We start from the raw sequence: 17,445 nt of genomic DNA, 5'->3' as shown, positions 1-17,445 counted from the left end.
AACTGGCGTTCAAGAGTCCAAAGTCCAAGCTAGCCCTTGACCCTGGAACGCCAGTTCACTCAACGGAGGGAACCTCCCTACCCTGCGGGAACGCTTACTCTTCGAGAACGGCTTTGCCGAACAGCGAACGGGTGAATCCTTCGGACACGTTACGCGAGCGCCAGTCGCCTACGGAGGGAAACCCTCCTGCAACGCTGGTCTCACCGCACGTGACTGGCTCCTCTTGGCCTTTGACAGTCCTAACGCCAGAATATTTGATTTAGGTGCGTATCAGCTTATGCTAGTTCTTGTAGTTTTGGTATAACCAAGGTATAACCAAAGAAGAATTAACAATTAAGCGCTATGAAAACTGCAATTTCACTGCCAGATTCAGTTTTTGAAGAGGCAGAAGCACTAGCTCAACAGTTAGGATTGTCGCGCAGCGAGCTTTACACAAAAGCATTACAAACTTACTTGAAAAAGTACAATCGCAATCAAATCCAGCTGAAGCTAAACCAGATTTACTCTAAAGAGTCTTCTGAGATAGATACTGTGATGGCAAGGATGCAGTTTATGTCTCTGCCTCATGAGGATTGGTAATGTACCGAGGAGAAATTTGGTGGGCGAACTTACCCGATCCAGTAGGCTCAGAACCGGTATATCGTCGTCCTGTTTTAGTGATTCAAGATGATACCTTTACTCAAAGTCGTATCAGCACAGTTATTGTCGTAGTTATTACTTCTAATATTCAGTTAGCAGAAGTACCGGGTAATGTATTGTTACCTCAGGCGGTATCGGGTTTGTCAAAAGATTCTGTTGCTAATGTCTCGCAAATTTTCACGGTCGATAAAACGTTTTTGGTTCAGCGTATTGGTTCACTACCAGACTACTTGCAAGAGGAAGTAGATGAGGGTTTACGAACCGTCTTATATCTCTAGCAGCACAAGCTAACAATGGTTTTTGGATATACTGATGCACTTGTTACGATAGCAACAATTAATCTTGATAATTTAGTGAGTTTTTATACCAATTTTTTGGAGCAAAAACCAACAAAATTGCTCCCTAATGTTTATGCGGAGTTTCAACTTTCGGGTTTGCGCTTAGGTATTTTTCAACCAAAAAACCCACATCAGACCGAATTTGAAACTACAGCCAAAAGTAAGATAAGTTTGTGTTTAGAAGTAAGTAACTTAGAAATTGCGATCGCTCACCTTAGCAATTTGGGCTATCCCCCACCCGGAAAGATTTCCGTCGCTTCTCACGGCAGAGAAATTTACGCCTACGATCCTGATGGTAATCGCTTGATTTTACATGAGGGGATTGGGGATTAGGGACTAGGGACTGGGGATTAGGGAGCAGAGGAGGCAGAGGGAGCAGGGGAGCAGAGGAGAAATAATTAATTACAAACACCAAACACCAAACCCCCAATTACCCATTACCAATGCCCAATGCCCCATGCCCAATGCCCAAATAACAAATGACAAAGGACAAATAACCAATGGCTTTAACTCAAAACTATAAATTAAATGTGATCCAATGGTATCCAGGTCACATTGCTAAGGCAGAAAAGAATTTAAAAGAACAGCTAAAACGGGTAGATGTGGTGCTAGAGGTACGAGATGCACGTATTCCCTTAGCGACACATCACCCGCAAATAGAAGAGTGGGTGGGAAGTAAAACGCGGCTATTAGTGATTAACCGCTTGGATATGATTTCTCCCCAAGTGCGATCGCTTTGGGCTGACTGGTTTAAACGCCAAGGTGAGGTAGCTTTTTTTACTAATGCTCAACAAGGTCAAGGCGTAACAGCCGTGTTAAAAGCGGCACAAGCTGCTGGGGTAGAATTGAATAACAGAAGACGCGATCGCGGAATGTTACCTCGTCCTGTGCGCGCTGTAGTAATTGGTTTTCCCAACGTTGGTAAATCAGCTTTAATTAATCGGCTTTTGGGTAAACGAGTAGTAGAAAGTGCAGCGCGTCCGGGCGTAACTCGTCAACTGCGCTGGGTGAGGATTTCTGACCAATTAGAATTATTAGATGCTCCTGGTGTGATTCCCCTGAAATTAGAAGACCAAGAAGCAGCATTAAAATTAGCTATTTGTGATGATATTGGCGAAGCTTCTTATGATAATCAATTAGTAGCAGCAGAATTAGTAAATGTACTGAATTATCTTCAAGATGTAGCTACTAATTTACTACCAAAAAAACCCTTACAAGCGCGCTATGAACTCGATTCTTCACCCCATACAGGTGAAGCCTATTTACACGCTTTAGCGGAACATCGTTATAGCGGTGATGTCGAAAGAACCGCTAGGCATCTTTTAACAGATTATCGCAAAGGCTTCATGGGTGAAATTCCATTGGAATTACCACCCAATTAGCGCAATTGTGGGTTGGGTAATGGGTTATAATAATTTTCCCTTTTCCCCAGTCCCGATTTACGGAGTAGTACCTGGTGTTGGGGTGCTGGTTGAACTTCCAGGATTAGCAAGAGATTGAGCTTGTTGCAAGTGGTCTTGGAGGATGGGCAATGTTTGCGTGGCAAATGCTTTCACCTCTGCATCTTGTCCTTCTTGAGCTTCCTGCTGAAACAAGGCTACAGTTTTTTCATGATCTTGAACCATGTGGCTCATGTATTGGCGGTCAAAGCTACGCCCAGAAAGCTTTGTTAACTGTTGTTTAACTTGCTGATTTTCATTGTTGAGGGATTTTGGTAGCGTTACACCTTTTTGCTGTGCTAGCTGCTGAAGCTGACTATTTGCTTGGGTATGATCTTGAACCATACGCTGTGCATATTGTTTGACTGTATTGTTAGCACCCCGTTGTGATGCCAGCTGCCCTAGTTGAACTTCTGCTAAACCACCTTGCGCTGCTTGAGTCATAAATGTCCTATCGGCAGAACTGAGGTTATTTTGCCCTGTGGTAGCAGGTGATGTGGTTGGTGACGTGGTTGGTGATGTAGTCTCTGTTGTTTGTACAGGTTGAGCTGTACCTGATGGTGCTTGCGATGTATTTTGGTCTTGCTGGGTAGTTGGCGCACAAGCAGTCGCCAGAGATAAAGAGATTGCTACTAAACCCGTAGAGAGTATTTTGTTGAGCATTATTAATGTTTTCCTTTAATCAAGCTGTAGTTTGTCTTTTTGAAAAACAGCCCACGATTAACGTGAGCCAGATCCAGCAGGTGTGAACTGTGCAAATAGATTCAACATTTCTTGATTGAAGGCGGGGATGTCGTCTGGTTGGCGGCTTGTTACCCAGTTTCTATCTACGACAACTTCCCTATCCAGCCAGTTACCACCTGCGTTACGGATGTCATCTTGAATTGTGTAATAACTAGTTAGGGTGCGCCCTTGCACCAAGTTGGCAGAAATTAATTCCCAAGGTGCATGGCAAATAGCAGCGAATGGCTTACCTGCTTGCTGCATTTGTTGCAGGAAAGATTGCACCTTCGGCCCCATTCTCAGGGTATCGGCATTGAGTGCCCCACCAGGCAACAAAACTGCATCGTATTCGCTAGCTTGGGCTTCATTGAGCAAGCGATCGACATTCACAGCTATACCTTTGTCAAGATGGCGAAACGCTTGAATTTGACCCATTTTGCTGGAGAGAATTTCTACTCTTGCACCGGCTTCTTTAAGTGCCCGTACAGGTTCTATGAGTTCTGCTTCTTCAAAGCCATCGGTTGCTAAAACTGCAACTCTGAAATTTGGTAATTCAGCAATCATAATGTCTACCTTTTGAGCGATGATTTAGCCAATGCGAAAGAAAATTTTGTGTTAGCAAAGATGCTGATTTGCTAAAGTTGCTTCTAAATTAAGCGTGCAATAGATAAAGCTCATACTGTTAAATACTGATTGCACATTGTTGCTACCTGAATAAATTCAGGAGTTTCCATGCAAGACGCGCGAGAGAAATATGTTTTGAACTTTTATGAATGGAAACCCTATTAGCTTAGATTTAGCGTCCTGTTTTAGCCTTTGTCTTAGGATAGATTTTATTTGCTCACGTCCAATCTATCGGAATTTGGTTTGGGGAAAAGGTGTATCCCTGCGGGGAAGCAAGCTACGCGTAGCGTCTCCGCAAGAGAAAAGTGAAGGGGAAAAGGTTTTCTTGCACCTTTCCCCTTTTGTCTTTAACCAACAAGTATGAGGATTCCTGTAAAAATCCTAGTATCATGTAGCGTGTGTTAAGTGTAAGCCTTAAAGCACAAAAAGCTTTGCTACAGGTGCAGTACTCTCGCTGCTAACGCACCCTTGAATAATATATCAACATAGTGAAGGTAAAAGGGAAAAGGCTTTAACCAATTACCAATTACCAATTACAATTACCAATTCTCTATTTTAAATATTTCTCCAACAACAATCCCAATTTTTCTTTTGTCGCGGTTGGTGCTTTATCTAAAGGAGTCAAAATTGCATACTTCAAAGCCGAATGTGCATCACTAGTAGGTGGATTTTCGCTCAAACTGCGTACAGTTTCTTGAATCACTTTTTGAGCATTAACTGCATTGCGCTGTAAATTGCCAATTACCATTTCTACTGTGACGCTATCATGATCGGGATGCCAACAATCATAATCTGTAACTAACGCTAAAGTTGCATAAGCAATTTCTGCTTCCCGCGCTAATTTGGCTTCTGGTAAATTCGTCATCCCAATTATTGTTGCACCCCAACTGCGGTAAAGATTGGATTCTGCTTTGGTAGAGAATGCTGGCCCTTCCATACAAACATAAGTTCCACCACGATGCAGAGTGACATCCGCTAAATTCAAGGATGCGATCGCATCTGCTAATACACTAGCTAGGTTATGGCAAATCGGATCGCCAAAGGCAATATGAGCCACAATTCCTTCACCGAAAAACGTTGAAATCCGGTTTTTTGTTCTATCAATAAATTGGTCGGGTATTACCATATCTAGTGGTTTGGCTTCTGCTTTTAATGAACCCACTGCACTAGCGGAAATTAAGTATTTTACACCTAATTTCTTCATTGCATAGATATTGGCACGGAATGGCAACTCTGATGGCAATAACGTATGATTGCGACCATGACGAGCCAAAAAAGCTACTCTAGTGCCATCTAATGTTCCCAAAATTAAAGCATCAGAAGGTGAGCCAAATGGTGTATCTATTTGCACTTCTTCTATATCTTTGAGTGCATCCATTTTGTAAAGACCACTGCCACCAATAATCCCAATCTGCGCTTCTGCCATGATAATTAACCTATCTTTTCCAAAGCTGCCAAGTTATTTTACCGAAAAGGTAACTCTCATAGCAGTTATACAATTTTGGATTTTAGATTTTGGATTGACTCGACGGTGAATATGCTGGCTCTCTACCATTAAGGAATAATTACTCAAAAAAATAGCAATTAAAAATTGGGAATTTTAACCAATATTAAATCTAAAGTTAAAAAAATCATGTAAACTATGTAAATAAAGTTAACAAATATTTAAATAATACCAAAACCATGCTATCTGCAATTCTCTTTGATTTAGACGGTACTATTGTAAACACTGACCCTATACACTACATAGCTTGGCAACAAAAGCTTGCTGATTATGGCATAGAAATTGATGAGGCTTTTTACCAATCCAGAATTAGCGGACGATTAAACCCAGAAATTGTTAAAGACATTTTGCCACAATTATCAGACGCAGAAGGGCTAAAATTTGCCGATGAAAAAGAAGCGCTGTTTCGCGAACTTGCACCTAATTTAAAGCCTCTAAATGGATTTGCTGAATTACTAGCATGGACAGATACACATAAATTAAAGCGCGCTTTAGTAACGAATGCTCCTAGGGCAAATGCCGAATTTATGCTACAAGTTTTAGGCATTAAAGAAGCTTTTGAAATAGTTGTTTTAGCAGAAGATTGCACAGCCGGCAAACCCGATCCTACACCTTATCAAGTTGCTCTGAGTCAATTGGGGATTAAGGCAGATCAAGCGATCGCACTAGAAGATTCACCCTCAGGAATTCGTTCTGCTGTGGCTGCTGGTATTCGCACCCTTGGTATTGCTTCTACCCACGACCCCAAAATCTTGCTAGAAGTTGGTGCTTTTATTGCAATACCAGATTTCACCAGCTTACAACTGTGGACATTGCTTAATTCGATGACTGAAGGAGATTTAAGCGAAATATCATCCAATTTCTAATCTCAAAAAACGGGGGAAATGAAACAGTAATTTACTCTCCCGTTTCCCATTACCAATTACCAATTACCAATTACCCAATTCCTATTTCTCAATTTTGCGATCGCGAGATATCGACCTTGCTTTAACTATTAACCCCAACCCCATCAAAGAAGCTAACAAAGTTGTAGGTTCTGGTACATCGCTTGGATTCGTTGCGTCTGGTGTTGGTGCTTCTGATTGTGGAAATGATATTTCTTGTAAAACCCTATTTCCACTCACAGTTGGTAGACTGATGTAACTAGAAGTATTTGCTTTTCCACCACCCATAATTTGTGGTAATCCTAGCCCTGCAATTACAGAACCTAATAAAAGTTCTCCTGTACCACCACCACCTCCTCCTTTGCCGTCGGGTATTATGGGCGGTATGATAGCTTCTTTATCTTCCTTTCTCACAGCCCATTCTTCTACTCCACCTTCCGCATTAGTGAATTGAGAGAATAGGTAAACGTATTTCTGGGCTTCTTGTTCTTTAGCTTTTGATGAAAATAAACTGTCTTTTATATATACGAAATAGTCATAGCTAGTATTGTCAGAGTTGATATCTTGAAGTAGAACCGAATTTTGCTCAATATCAAAAATTTTGGTGGCATTACCATCAAAATTAGGATAATTAGCTAAATCAGGAGTATTTCCTAGAAAAATTTCTAACTTTTCCAATACAATTTTTGATAAATCTTGATTGTTATTACTAATAGCTGGCTCGTTAATTCTTAAGATAAACTCACGATAATCTGTACCACCGATATTAACTATTGGTACATCGCTTATTTTTAATGAGTGAGAAACTTTCTCTGTGCTGAGAGATTTGCCTAAAAGTGCATCTGTGTTGTAACCCTGCTGGCTGGAATTACCCGCAGAAGGTTCAATCCGCAAAAATATATCAATTTCGTCTTTATCTGTCACAGTGTCATTGCTAATCTTCTGGACGCAAGCATCCTTACCTTTGATACAGGTAGAAGGGCTGGGATTAATAGCGCTGATCTGTGTAGCGGAAGCTTTCTCAGCCACGATACTGACGAGTAAAAACATCTCACAGATTGCAATCAAGCCAACTCTTCTGAGAATTATCCAAGCCTTAGGCAAAAATATTGTTTTTGTGTTGTGTAAATATAAATGGTCGTTTACATACGTAGACATAACAATTCCGGCATTTTAGATTTAAGTATAATTTTTATTAGATTTAAAGAATATGTTCAGTAAGAATAACTAAACTAATGCAAAGATTAGCAGTATTGAAAGCTAAAATTATTAATTTTATACAATCTTTATATTAAATACAGAGAATGAGAAAATTTATTAAAGTATAAATTAGTACTTTAAACAAGTAATTGTAGCTGGAGGAATGGTGAAAAGAGCGATCGCTTCCCTACAGAAATTTTGCACTCCAGAAAATAGGCGGTTCTACACCATCTTCAACCGTGGGAACCTCTGGCTTGAAAGTGCTGACTCAAAATTCTTCATGCTTGACGGTGAACTTTGTTTCATGGAGACTGCTTACCTGTGGTGTTGATCCTACTGATATAGGTGTTTAAGGCTTGTAAATTAACAATAGTAGTAGGAATTACATTTAGATTTATCATCAATAAACATCATCAAAAGGGAAATTAAATTAATGCACAGGCGGCTTATATCAATTTTTAGCCATCGTACTTTTATTGTCTTTATCAGCATGATGTTGTTGTCTGAATCTATAGGTATGACAGCAAGGGCAATAAATGTAGAAATAGCGCAAAAAACTACCACTAACAGCCAAAATCTTAGCCCTGCTCAACAAAGAGCTGATACACAAGCAAAGCAACTATTAGAAGCAGCAAGCCAACTGTCACAACAGGGAACCCCAGCCTCTCGTCAGCAGGCTCTAGCTAAATACTTGGAAGCACTAAAAATTTGGCGAGAAATTGGCGATAGCTCTCAGGAAGCTACTACGCTTTTAAGCATTGGGACTATTTATTATGTCCAAGGCGAAAACTCCAAAGCGTTGGAATATTTCAACCAAGGTCTATCTATTAGACGACAACTCAAAGACCGACTGGGAGAAGCTGTTATGCTTCAGTCGATTGCTGGCGCATATTACAACTTAGAAGAAAAGCCCAAAGCATTAGAATATTACAACCAAGCTTTATCTATATTTCAAGCTGAAAAACAATCCTATTTTGCGGCTGGTGTATTAATTGGAATTGGCAGAATTTATTTTACTTCTGGTGAAACCCAAAAGGCATTAGATTTTTACAATCAAGCTTTAAATCTGCAACGTGCTAGTCAGGATTTAGATGGACAAGTTAGCACTTTGGAAACAATTGGTCGAGTTTATGGGCAATTAGGTGAATCACAAAAAGCTTTAACAGCTTTCAATCAAGCCTTAGAAATTCAGCGAACTAGAAAGAATATTGCCGGACAAGTTGATACTCTCACGAACATAGCCACTCTCTACAGTTCACTGGGTGACAATCAAAAAGCCAGGGAAACGTTAAACCAAGTACTAGCACTGCAAAAACAGCTACCACAACCAGACCCTAATAAGCAAGCAATTACTTATATGGGTATAGGTGTCACCTATGTGGTTGCTAACGATTATCAAAAGGCACTGGAATATTATAATCAAGCGCGATCGCTCTTTCAAAAGTCTGGTAGTGCCAGTGCCGAAGCTGAACTTCTCATCCAAATCAGCTTTGTCTACGATGAATTAGGACAACAACAAAAAGCCCTTGGTGTCTTGAACCAAGCGCTAACTCTCCAACGCGCCCAAAAAAATCGCTCTCGCGAAGCCTTTACCCTCGGCAATATTGGTGATATTTACGCATCCTTTGGCAATTATCAGCAAGCTCTAGACTTTTACACCCAAGCGCTAACTCTCCAGCGTCAAAGCAAAGAATTTTCAGGAGAAGCAGCTACACTAACGTCACTCGCCCAACTATATGAGTTCTTGGGAGATTATCAGTTAAGTGTTGACACATATAACCAAGCGCTAGATAAATTCCGTAAAGTTGGCGATCGCACTCAGGAAGCTAAAATCCTCGATCATATTGGTAATGTTTACCGCTCGGCATCAAAGCCAGAAAAAGCTTTAGATTATTACAATCAAGCTTTGCAGCTGTGGCGCGCACAAGGAGCGCTATTTCAAGAATTTGCGACGCTGACAGGTTTGATTCGAGCTTATGAGTCACTGAAAGATTATCCCAAAGCTCTAGATACTGCCAACCAAGCGCTAACCTTGGCAAGAAAACAGCAAAGTTCTTTCAGCGAAGCTTCTGCCCTTGGTTTATTGGGTAGGGTGTACTTAGCAGCAGGAGATTATCAAAAATCTCTAGATTTTTCCCAGCAAGCAAACTCTAAATTTCGGGCATTAGGTTTACTTAGCGGTGAAGCTAACACTCTCCGTAATCTCGGCAAAGTCTACAATGCCTTAAAGCAGTACCAGCAAGCAATAGAAAATTACAATCAAGAACTGGCGCTATTGCGACAATTAGGCGATCGCACTGGTGAAGCTGAAACTCTTTACAATATCGCCGTTAGTGAACGCGATCGCAATAACCTAGAAGCTGCTCGCAACCAAATCGAATCAACCATTAAAATCGTCGAAGATATCCGCACCAGAGTTACCAGCCAAGATTTGCGGACTTCTTACTTTGCCTCAGTTCAGAAATATTACGAGTTTTACATTGACTTGTTGATGCGATCGCACAAACAGCAACCATCTAAAGGTTACGATGCCTTAGCTTTACAAGCCAGCGAACGCGCCCGCGCCCGGAGTCTTTTGGATTTACTAGCAGAAGCTAATGCAGATATTCGCGAAGGTATAGATCCTAAATTACTCGAAAGTGAACGCAGCTTGCAGAAACAGCTTGATGCTCAAGAAAAACTCTCGCTGAAATTATCTAGTAGTGGCAACAAAACCGAAATCCAAAACCTAGAAAAGCAAACAGAAGCACTGCTAGAACAGTATCGACAACTGCAAGCCAAAATTAGAGCCACTAGTCCCCGCTATGCGGCTTTAACACAACCGCAAACTCTGTCACTTAAGCAGATTCAGCAACAAATATTAGATGACAACACCCTACTCTTAGAGTACGCTCTAGGCGAAGAACGCAGTTATCTTTGGGCTGTCAGCAAAAACAGCATTACTAGCTACGAACTACCCAAACGCGCCGAAATTGCCGCCGCCGTCCAAAATTTTCGCAAGGTTTTAATTTCACCAATTCAAAGAACTAGCCCAGCTGCAGCCGCTACTCCCTTGACAAAGATAATACTCGCACCTGTCGCCCAGCAATTAGGACAGCGTCGCTTAGTTATAGTCGCTGATGGGGCTTTGCAATATATCCCCTTTGCAGCTCTGAATACACCTAGCGCCAATAACAGCTATGAACCATTAGCAGTCAACCACGAAATAATTACCTTACCCTCAGCCTCAACACTGGCTGTTCTGAGACAAGAAACTGCTGGACGAAAACCTGCCCCAAAAGCCTTAGCTGTGATTGCTGATCCCATTTTCTCCCTCAACGATGAGCGGGTTAAGGTGAAACCCTCAACTCCAGCAAGCAGCAATCAGAACCTAGACTTACAACAACTATCCAGATCTGCCAGAGAAGCAAGTATTGCCTTTGATCGGTTACCTTTTACCCGTCAAGAAGCCGATACTATTCTCTCTTTAGTCCCTGCAAAAGAACGCAAGCAAGCCTATGACTTTGCCGCTAACCGTTCAGTGGCTACCGATACTCAGTTGAGTCAATACCGAATCATACATTTTGCGACTCATGGCATCCTTAACAGTCAAAACCCAGAATTATCAGGAGTTGTACTGTCGCTATTTGATGAAACTGGCAAACCTCAAAATGGCTTTTTGCGCCTTCATGATATTTTCAACTTGAAACTACCAGCAGAATTAGTAGTACTCAGCGCTTGTGAAACTGGCTTGGGTGAAGAAGTCAAGGGGGAAGGATTAATTGGCTTGACAAGAGGATTTATGTATGCTGGTAGCCCAAGAGTATTGGTGAGTCTGTGGAGTGTAGACGATCGCGGAACTTCAGAATTAATGAAGAAGTTGTATAGCAAAATGTTACAACAGGGCTTAAAACCTGCTGCGGCATTACGGGCGGCACAAGTAGAAATGTGGCGCAATCCCGACTACAGCGCACCTTATTTCTGGGCACCTTTCACTCTTCAAGGTGAATGGCGCTAAACCAACATCATTGTTTTGGGACTATCTAGGAGCAAGGGTTTCAAATGGGAAAAAGGTTAAAGGTTAAGGGTGAAAGGTTGTTTCTTTCCCTTTTCCCATTCCCCTTTTTCCCCTTAACCGAAAAGTATTGGTGGTATATCTATTACTTGCCAATAATTATCTCACTGTTAACTCTGAGTCAAGTTGATAGCAAAGTGATAAGCTCTAATTTCTAAACGCTGCTTGAAGTAAAAACGATGAGCGGCGAAACGCTGAACGCCAGAGTCGAGATGTAATTGTTCGCAAGCATGAGATTTGGCATAGTCTACCAACCAATTTAATAGATTACTACCATAGCCTTGAGAGCGATCGCCTTCTTGAGTGACTAAATCGTCAACATAGAGAAACTTACCCCAAGATAAGCTTTCAGATATTCTAAATCCTGCTACTGCTCTGATTGTCCCTTCATCTTTTAGATAAGCAAGACGATAGCCTTGCTGTTGTTGTCTTCTAATGCGAGTGACAAAATCACTAGCGATGAGATGGGGACGAAGTGCTTGCATGATCGCAAAACAACGCTCAATTTCTACATCAGACTGGCCTAGGGCAATATCAATCATTGAAGCTGGGGGAAGTTCAGAATTGTGAGTTTCTGACAATTTTAATTGAACTTGTCATTTATTTAGAAACTCAATACTAATTTGTAATTTGTAGTTCGTAATACCCTATGGGCAGTGCAAAGCGAAAGTCTGCTGAGAATTGCTGCTTGTTATTAATCCTCATTTAAATTTTAATAACTAACTTTTAGAGACAATTTAGAAAGTAGGGTGTGTTACGGCTATGAAAGTATTTGGGACACAGAGACAATGAAATTTAGCCGTAACGCACCGCCGAGTGGATGGTGCGTTAGGCGCTAGGTTAGTTATTTCGTGACAAATCATATTGGAAATCAGCGCCTAACACACCCTACAGTAAATAAATAATTTCTTAATCTCTACATAATTGCTATTTAACGTTTCTGAATACTATCGAAAAAGCACTACTAAAGTTAGGGTTCTTTAGCTATTGCTAACTAAAGTTTCCGATCAATCTTGAAACTGCACCAGTAAAGATAAAGGTTTTAAGCTGCTAACTTAAGCTTTTTATTAAGTTAAAGGCACAAGATGACGGGTGAAGAGTGAAGCAAACACAAATGACTAATGACTAAGCGCAAAGTCTGAGCGGAGGTTTCCTCCGATCAGAACTTTGTAAGAAGGATAACCCTGAAAAGTAAATCTACAATTTAAATGCGTAACAGCTTAACATTAGATTCGGCGCGTTTACTTTTCGGGATTCTCAAAATGTCAAAACAGCTAGGTCAAAAAATTGCACCAACACCAATGTCAGCAGATATTGGTGTGGTTGATTTGATTGATAATTACTTCACTGCTTACAACTCGGCGCGGTTGCGGGAAATTTGCCAATTGCTGAGTCGTGATGTATTGACTGATGGTGTAACGGTAGGCGTAAGCCTTTCTGGTGCAATGACACCAGCAGGTTTCGGTGTTTCTGTTCTTGCACCTTTGATTCGCAACGGCTTTATTGACTGGATGATTAGTACTGGTGCAAATCTTTATCATGATATGCACTATGGCTTAGGTTTTGAACTATTCGCTGGTAATCCGTTTTTGGATGATGTGAAGCTTCGCCAGGAAGGAACTATCCGCATTTATGACATTATTTTCGGTTACGATGTGCTACTAGAAACCGATGCGTTTATCCGCAAGATTCTGCAAGCTGAACCTTTCCAAAAGCGCATGGGAACGGCTGAGTTTCACCATTTGCTAGGTAAGTATGTTTGGGAAATCGAAAAGCAATTGGGTGTAAAGAATTCCTGCTTGCTAGCTACAGCCTATGAATATGGCGTACCCATTTATACTTCTTCTCCTGGCGATAGTTCAATTGGGATGAACGTTGCAGCTTTGGCGTTGGAAGGTTCGCAGTTAATATTAGATCCTTCAATTGATGTAAACGAAACAGCTGCGATCGCCTACAATGCACGTGAAGCTGAAGGTAAAAGTGCGGCGGTAATTATTGGCGGTGGTAGTCCTAAGAACTTCTTGCTACAAACTCAACCGCAACTGCACGAAGTACTAGGCTTAGAAGAACGGGGACATGATTACTTTGTGCAGTTTACCGATGCACGTCCTGATACAGGCGGTTTATCTGGGGCGACACCTTCGGAAGCTGTAAGTTGGGGTAAGATTGACCCGGAAGAGTTACCCAGCACCATTGTTTGTTACACCGACAGCACGATCGCTTTACCATTGGTGACAGCATATGTTCTCAAACAATGTCAATCTCGCCCATTGAAGCGGCTGTATGATAAGCGTGATGCAATTGTGGAAACATTACGACAAGATTATCTCGCTGCTAAATCACAACCATCAGATCAAATCCCTGCGGCTGTTGCAGAAGATGCATCTCAGCAAGCAGCAACTTATCCTTGTGGCAGATTGATTCCTAATACTCCTTAGAATTGGTGGGATGCGTTACGCTGCGCTAACGCATCCTACGATTTTGGTGATTGTGTTTCTCCCCAATTGGCTGGGTAAATACCCTGCGCTACAAAGCGATGAAAACTAGAATATGGCCATTCACTAGGTGCAGAACAAAATCCATGCTTTACCGGATTGTAATGAATGTAATCACAATGATGGATAAAATCTGCCTCATTACGAATCCAATGTTCCCAGAATCTTCGCTGCCAAAGATTGCTTTCTATTCGCTTTTCTCGTGATTCATTAATGCTGATATCAATTTCTAAATCGCAGGTTTTATTTTTAGTGGCGTAGGTTTTAATCAATCGCCAGCGTTTAGCATAGTTACTATCTCCTGGCGGTAATGTCCAAATACAATGAATGTGATCGGGTAGCAGTACTAGCGCATCAATAGTAAATGGATATTTTTGGCGAACTTCGATAATTGCTTGTCGCAGTAACGCTCGAGCATTGGCATAACATAGCCAAGGATAACGCTCGTGAGTAACTTGAGTAAAGAAATAAGTACCACCTGCGATTGCAATTCGCCGATAGTTAGTCATAGCAAATTAAAATTCAAAAAATTCAACATTTAAGGCGTATTAAGGCGTAGGATGCGTTAGCGCAGCGTAACGCATCACAGAGGATTGAAGGTTAATGCTTTAACTATTACGAATACGCCGCTTGCGCTCTGATTTTTTCTTGAATCCAACGGCTTGCGCTTGTTCGCTATCTCCTCCGTATTGCCCAAGTACGGCTTCTTTCATAGCTAACACTGCATTATGAAATTCCCATTCTGCTAATCGAGCCGCATCAGCCGCAGCTTGGTATAAAATTGATTGCTCATTTTTGGCTTGTTGCTGTGCCAACATATTTTGATAAGCTTGCTGTAAATGTGCAGCCGAAGCATCAGTACGGTTTGTAGTATAAGTGCTGATGGTTTGCAAACCGTGAAATGAGGTTATATCTTGATTAATTGCTTGAGGCGATAAACGGCGTTTTTGGTCTGGGGCTACCATAAGTATATATAAGCAAAATCATATATTTAATGTGCCCATTACAACAAAAAATATAACAAAGCGATGCATTGCCATTATCATGCTCTACATTAACGATGTAAACCGATGCATTGGCATTGTCATGCCCTACATTAACGATCCAAGGCGATGCATTGGCATTGTCATGCTCTACATTAACGATGTAAGCCGATACATTGGCATTGTCATGCCTCACATTAACGATCCAAGGTGATGCATTGGCATTGTCATGCTCTACATTAACGATCCAAGGTGATGCGATCGCACTTGCACCTCATACTAATAAATGATCAATTGTGATTGTTACAACAAAAACCCTGTTTTTGTCTCGCGCCATAGGGTAGATGAAACCGCAGTGCGATCGCAGCTAAAACATAAAGGCTGTTACTAAGGGGAATAACAAATGACAAATGACGAATGACAAACCCCAATTACCAATTACCCATTACCCATTACCAATGCCCTATGCCCCATGCCCCATGCCCGATAAAAAATAGGAGATATTATGAAAAAACGAAAACTTGGTCAACAAGGGTTAGAAGTTTCCCAACTGGGATTAGGTTGTATGGGAATGTCGGAGTTTTATAGTGGGCGAGATGAGCAAGAAGCGATCACTACTATTCACCGCGCTTTAGAATTGGGGCTGAATTTCTTAGATACTGCAGATATGTATGGCCCGTTTACTAATGAAAAGTTAGTGGGCAGAGCTATTAAAGACCGTCGAGATAGTGTCATCTTAGCAACTAAGTTTGGTAATGTCCGCACGGAAGATGGCGGCTGGAAGGGTGTCTGTGGTACACCAGAATATGTGCATGAAGCTTGTGATGCTTCGCTGCAACGCTTGGGAGTTGATGTCATCGACCTTTATTATCAACATCGGGTAGATCCCAATGTGCCAATTGAAGATACTGTAGGCGCGATGGCGGAGTTAGTACAGCAAGGTAAAGTTCGGTATTTAGGACTTTCGGAAGCTGCGCCTAGCACAATTCGCCGGGCAAATGCAGTGCATCCAATTAGCGCCTTGCAAACAGAATATTCGCTGTGGAGTCGCGATCCCGAAGATGAAATTTTACCAACTGTGCGGGAATTAGGAATCGGCTTTGTTCCCTACAGTCCATTAGGACGTGGTTTTTTATCAGGTGCGATCGCAAGTCCAGATGATCTCGCAGCTGATGACTATCGCAGAAATGCTCCCCGCTTCCAAGGTGAGAATTTCCACAAAAACCTGGAATTAGTAGAGAAGGTAAAAGCGATCGCTAATGCTAAAGGCGTAACTCCTAGTCAGCTAGCTTTAGCTTGGCTATTAGCGCAAGGTGAAGATATCGTTCCCATTCCTGGTACAAAACGCCGTACTTACCTTGAAGAAAATATTGCTGCTACCGAAATTAACTTAACTCAGGAAGATTTAAGCCAAATCGAAGCCGTTGCACCCAAAGGAACAGCAGCAGGCGATCGCTATTCTGACATGAGTACAGTTAACCGCTAATACGAATTGTCTACACTCGTATATGTAATGGGAAAAAGGGGAAAGGTGAAAGGGGAAGGGGAAAATACAAAACCTTTCCCCCTTACCCTTTCCCCCTTGCCTATTGTTAAACCTGACTTTCCACAGGCTGCTGAACAGGAGTGATTGCAGCCAACTTTCTACCGTAGCTAATCGCAATCAAAGCTGTCACATTCATAAACAGACTGTAAATCGCTGCTGGTACTGCCATATCAGGATTATTGAGTAACCCAGCAGTAATTGCGATCGCTAACGTGCCATTTTGGATGCCAACTTCAATGGCAATGCAGATTTGCTGCGGCGGATTGAGGTTAAATAGCTTGCCAATATAAAACCCTGCCAACGTTGAAATCACATTCAAAAGCGCTGCACCTACTCCCACTTGCACAATAAAGCTAGGTAGACGATTCCATTCACGAATAATCAGCAGCAGAATAATTAACGCCAAGAAAGAAACTGCTAGACGGTTAGTTACTTTTTCTAGACGACGAGCAACTTCTGGAAATAGCTGCCGCACTCCCATTCCCAACCCTATAGGCAGCAGCGTCATCAGAAAAATTTGTAATATAGTAGCACCAATGGGTAAAGCGATCGCAGCTGTCTCTCCCATAAAGTGCTGGTATGCTAGGTTTCCTACTACAGGAATTGTAAATACTGTAATTACACTGCTAAAAGCTGTGAGAGTAACTGAAAGGGCAACATCACCCTTAGCTAAGAATGTGATGACATTTGAGGATACCCCACCTGGACATAATGCCACAATCATTAACCCCATAGCGATCGCAGGTTGCATGGGTACAACTTTAGTAATGACGAAGGCAATAATCGGTAAAAAAACTAACTGACTAATCAAGCCAATGGCGACAGCTTTCGGATACTTCTTTATACGTTGGAAATCTTCTGGAATCAGAGATAAACCCATTCCTAGCATAATGATAGCCAGGGCAACAGGTAAAACAACGGCCGTCAAAAAGCTGGCTTCCATAATCAATTTTGTATTTATTTGACAAAATTGATGATATCAGAATGTTTACCTAGCGATTACACACTTATAATAG

16 protein-coding genes are annotated in these 17,445 nt (G+C 41.6%); 8 read left to right on the top strand and 8 right to left on the bottom strand.

From position 1 onward, the window contains the following. The first annotated feature begins 342 nt into the window (after window positions 1-342). The 4 genes from AACU25_RS01020 (at window position 343) to ylqF (ending at window position 2,359) form a co-directional block, all read left to right on the top strand. The gene (locus tag AACU25_RS01020) at window positions 343-579 is read left to right on the top strand and encodes a hypothetical protein (protein WP_096573508.1); all 237 of its coding nucleotides are present in this window, start codon (window positions 343-345) and stop codon (window positions 577-579) included. Further along, window positions 579-917: a type II toxin-antitoxin system PemK/MazF family toxin gene (locus tag AACU25_RS01015; protein WP_096573507.1), complete on the top strand. Its 339-nt coding sequence runs from the start codon at window positions 579-581 to the stop codon at window positions 915-917. The genes AACU25_RS01020 and AACU25_RS01015 overlap by 1 nt, the downstream gene beginning before the upstream one ends. Before the next feature lie 15 nt (window positions 918-932). After that, the gene (locus tag AACU25_RS01010; protein WP_096573506.1) at window positions 933-1,310 is read left to right on the top strand and encodes a VOC family protein; all 378 of its coding nucleotides are present in this window, start codon (window positions 933-935) and stop codon (window positions 1,308-1,310) included. 167 nt (window positions 1,311-1,477) lie between these two features. Continuing rightward, window positions 1,478-2,359, top strand: coding sequence for a ribosome biogenesis GTPase YlqF (gene ylqF, locus AACU25_RS01005; RefSeq protein WP_096573505.1), 882 nt, complete (start codon window positions 1,478-1,480; stop codon window positions 2,357-2,359). 57 nt (window positions 2,360-2,416) lie between these two features. On the opposite strand, the gene AACU25_RS01000 is transcribed toward ylqF, so the two are convergent. From AACU25_RS01000 to AACU25_RS00990, 3 genes are all read right to left on the bottom strand, one after another. Beyond that, window positions 2,417-3,079: a DUF4142 domain-containing protein gene (locus AACU25_RS01000; protein WP_096573504.1), complete on the bottom strand. Its 663-nt coding sequence runs from the start codon at window positions 3,077-3,079 to the stop codon at window positions 2,417-2,419. A gap of 57 nt (window positions 3,080-3,136) precedes the next feature. Further along, a complete protein-coding gene (locus tag AACU25_RS00995) occupies window positions 3,137-3,703 on the bottom strand; it encodes a type 1 glutamine amidotransferase domain-containing protein (RefSeq protein ID WP_190445680.1) in 567 nt (188 codons plus the stop codon). 610 nt (window positions 3,704-4,313) lie between these two features. Continuing rightward, window positions 4,314-5,189, bottom strand: coding sequence for an S-methyl-5'-thioadenosine phosphorylase (locus tag AACU25_RS00990; protein WP_096573503.1), 876 nt, complete (start codon window positions 5,187-5,189; stop codon window positions 4,314-4,316). A 257-nt stretch (window positions 5,190-5,446) separates the two neighbouring features. Between AACU25_RS00990 and AACU25_RS00985 the strand changes: the two genes are divergently transcribed. Further along, entirely contained in the window at window positions 5,447-6,133 is a 687-nt protein-coding gene (locus AACU25_RS00985; RefSeq protein WP_096573502.1) for an HAD family hydrolase, read from the top strand. Window positions 6,134-6,214: 81 nt separating this feature from the next. Here AACU25_RS00985 and AACU25_RS00980 read toward each other — a convergent pair whose 3' ends face one another. Then, on the bottom strand, window positions 6,215-7,309 hold the full coding sequence (locus AACU25_RS00980) for a hypothetical protein (protein ID WP_190445681.1): 1,095 nt from the start codon (window positions 7,307-7,309) through the stop codon (window positions 6,215-6,217). A gap of 475 nt (window positions 7,310-7,784) precedes the next feature. Here AACU25_RS00980 and AACU25_RS00975 point away from each other — a divergent pair, with 475 nt between their 5' ends. Further along, the gene (locus tag AACU25_RS00975; protein WP_096573500.1) at window positions 7,785-11,348 is read left to right on the top strand and encodes a CHAT domain-containing tetratricopeptide repeat protein; all 3,564 of its coding nucleotides are present in this window, start codon (window positions 7,785-7,787) and stop codon (window positions 11,346-11,348) included. Between the two features lie 167 nt (window positions 11,349-11,515). Here the strand turns inward: AACU25_RS00975 and AACU25_RS00970 are convergent, their stop codons facing one another. Continuing rightward, window positions 11,516-11,947, bottom strand: coding sequence for a GNAT family N-acetyltransferase (locus tag AACU25_RS00970; protein WP_096573499.1), 432 nt, complete (start codon window positions 11,945-11,947; stop codon window positions 11,516-11,518). A gap of 720 nt (window positions 11,948-12,667) precedes the next feature. Between AACU25_RS00970 and AACU25_RS00965 the strand changes: the two genes are divergently transcribed. After that, window positions 12,668-13,843, top strand: a complete 1,176-nt coding sequence (locus tag AACU25_RS00965; RefSeq protein WP_096583413.1) for a homospermidine biosynthesis protein — start codon at window positions 12,668-12,670, stop codon at window positions 13,841-13,843. Window positions 13,844-13,878: 35 nt separating this feature from the next. Here the strand turns inward: AACU25_RS00965 and AACU25_RS00960 are convergent, their stop codons facing one another. Beyond that, window positions 13,879-14,409 (bottom strand): REP-associated tyrosine transposase, encoded by a 531-nt coding sequence (locus AACU25_RS00960; protein WP_096573498.1) that lies wholly within the window; start codon window positions 14,407-14,409, stop codon window positions 13,879-13,881. 99 nt (window positions 14,410-14,508) lie between these two features. Beyond that, window positions 14,509-14,865, bottom strand: coding sequence for a hypothetical protein (locus tag AACU25_RS00955; protein ID WP_096573497.1), 357 nt, complete (start codon window positions 14,863-14,865; stop codon window positions 14,509-14,511). 523 nt (window positions 14,866-15,388) lie between these two features. Between AACU25_RS00955 and AACU25_RS00950 the strand changes: the two genes are divergently transcribed. Continuing rightward, entirely contained in the window at window positions 15,389-16,369 is a 981-nt protein-coding gene (locus AACU25_RS00950; protein ID WP_096573496.1) for an aldo/keto reductase, read from the top strand. Window positions 16,370-16,475: 106 nt separating this feature from the next. Here the strand turns inward: AACU25_RS00950 and AACU25_RS00945 are convergent, their stop codons facing one another. Continuing rightward, a complete protein-coding gene (locus tag AACU25_RS00945) occupies window positions 16,476-17,372 on the bottom strand; it encodes a bile acid:sodium symporter family protein (protein WP_096573495.1) in 897 nt (298 codons plus the stop codon). Window positions 17,373-17,445: the final 73 nt, after the last annotated feature.

Source organism: Tolypothrix tenuis PCC 7101, assembly GCF_963874875.1.
GTDB classification, from domain to species: Bacteria; Cyanobacteriota; Cyanobacteriia; order Cyanobacteriales; family Nostocaceae; genus Aulosira; species Aulosira tenue.
The sequence above is the reverse complement of the archived record's forward strand: the minus strand, read 5'-3'. Positions and strand labels throughout refer to the sequence as shown.

Bases quoted from the DNA above. Each gene is read 5' to 3' on its own strand.
- AACU25_RS00970 (WP_096573499.1), bottom strand. From the start codon at position 11,947: ATGATTGATATTGCCCTAGGCCAGTCTGATGTAGAAATTGAGCGTTGT.
- AACU25_RS01000 (WP_096573504.1), bottom strand. From the start codon at position 3,079: ATGCTCAACAAAATACTCTCTACGGGTTTAGTAGCAATCTCTTTATCT.
- AACU25_RS01010 (WP_096573506.1), top strand. From the start codon at position 933: ATGGTTTTTGGATATACTGATGCACTTGTTACGATAGCAACAATTAAT.
- AACU25_RS00995 (WP_190445680.1), bottom strand. From the start codon at position 3,703: ATGATTGCTGAATTACCAAATTTCAGAGTTGCAGTTTTAGCAACCGAT.
- AACU25_RS00975 (WP_096573500.1), top strand. From the start codon at position 7,785: ATGCACAGGCGGCTTATATCAATTTTTAGCCATCGTACTTTTATTGTC.
- AACU25_RS00960 (WP_096573498.1), bottom strand. From the start codon at position 14,409: ATGACTAACTATCGGCGAATTGCAATCGCAGGTGGTACTTATTTCTTT.
- AACU25_RS01015 (WP_096573507.1), top strand. From the start codon at position 579: ATGTACCGAGGAGAAATTTGGTGGGCGAACTTACCCGATCCAGTAGGC.
- AACU25_RS00980 (WP_190445681.1), bottom strand. From the start codon at position 7,309: ATGTCTACGTATGTAAACGACCATTTATATTTACACAACACAAAAACA.
- AACU25_RS00990 (WP_096573503.1), bottom strand. From the start codon at position 5,189: ATGGCAGAAGCGCAGATTGGGATTATTGGTGGCAGTGGTCTTTACAAA.
- AACU25_RS00950 (WP_096573496.1), top strand. From the start codon at position 15,389: ATGAAAAAACGAAAACTTGGTCAACAAGGGTTAGAAGTTTCCCAACTG.
- ylqF (WP_096573505.1), top strand. From the start codon at position 1,478: ATGGCTTTAACTCAAAACTATAAATTAAATGTGATCCAATGGTATCCA.
- AACU25_RS00945 (WP_096573495.1), bottom strand. From the start codon at position 17,372: ATGGAAGCCAGCTTTTTGACGGCCGTTGTTTTACCTGTTGCCCTGGCT.
- AACU25_RS00985 (WP_096573502.1), top strand. From the start codon at position 5,447: ATGCTATCTGCAATTCTCTTTGATTTAGACGGTACTATTGTAAACACT.
- AACU25_RS01020 (WP_096573508.1), top strand. From the start codon at position 343: ATGAAAACTGCAATTTCACTGCCAGATTCAGTTTTTGAAGAGGCAGAA.
- AACU25_RS00965 (WP_096583413.1), top strand. From the start codon at position 12,668: ATGTCAAAACAGCTAGGTCAAAAAATTGCACCAACACCAATGTCAGCA.
- AACU25_RS00955 (WP_096573497.1), bottom strand. From the start codon at position 14,865: ATGGTAGCCCCAGACCAAAAACGCCGTTTATCGCCTCAAGCAATTAAT.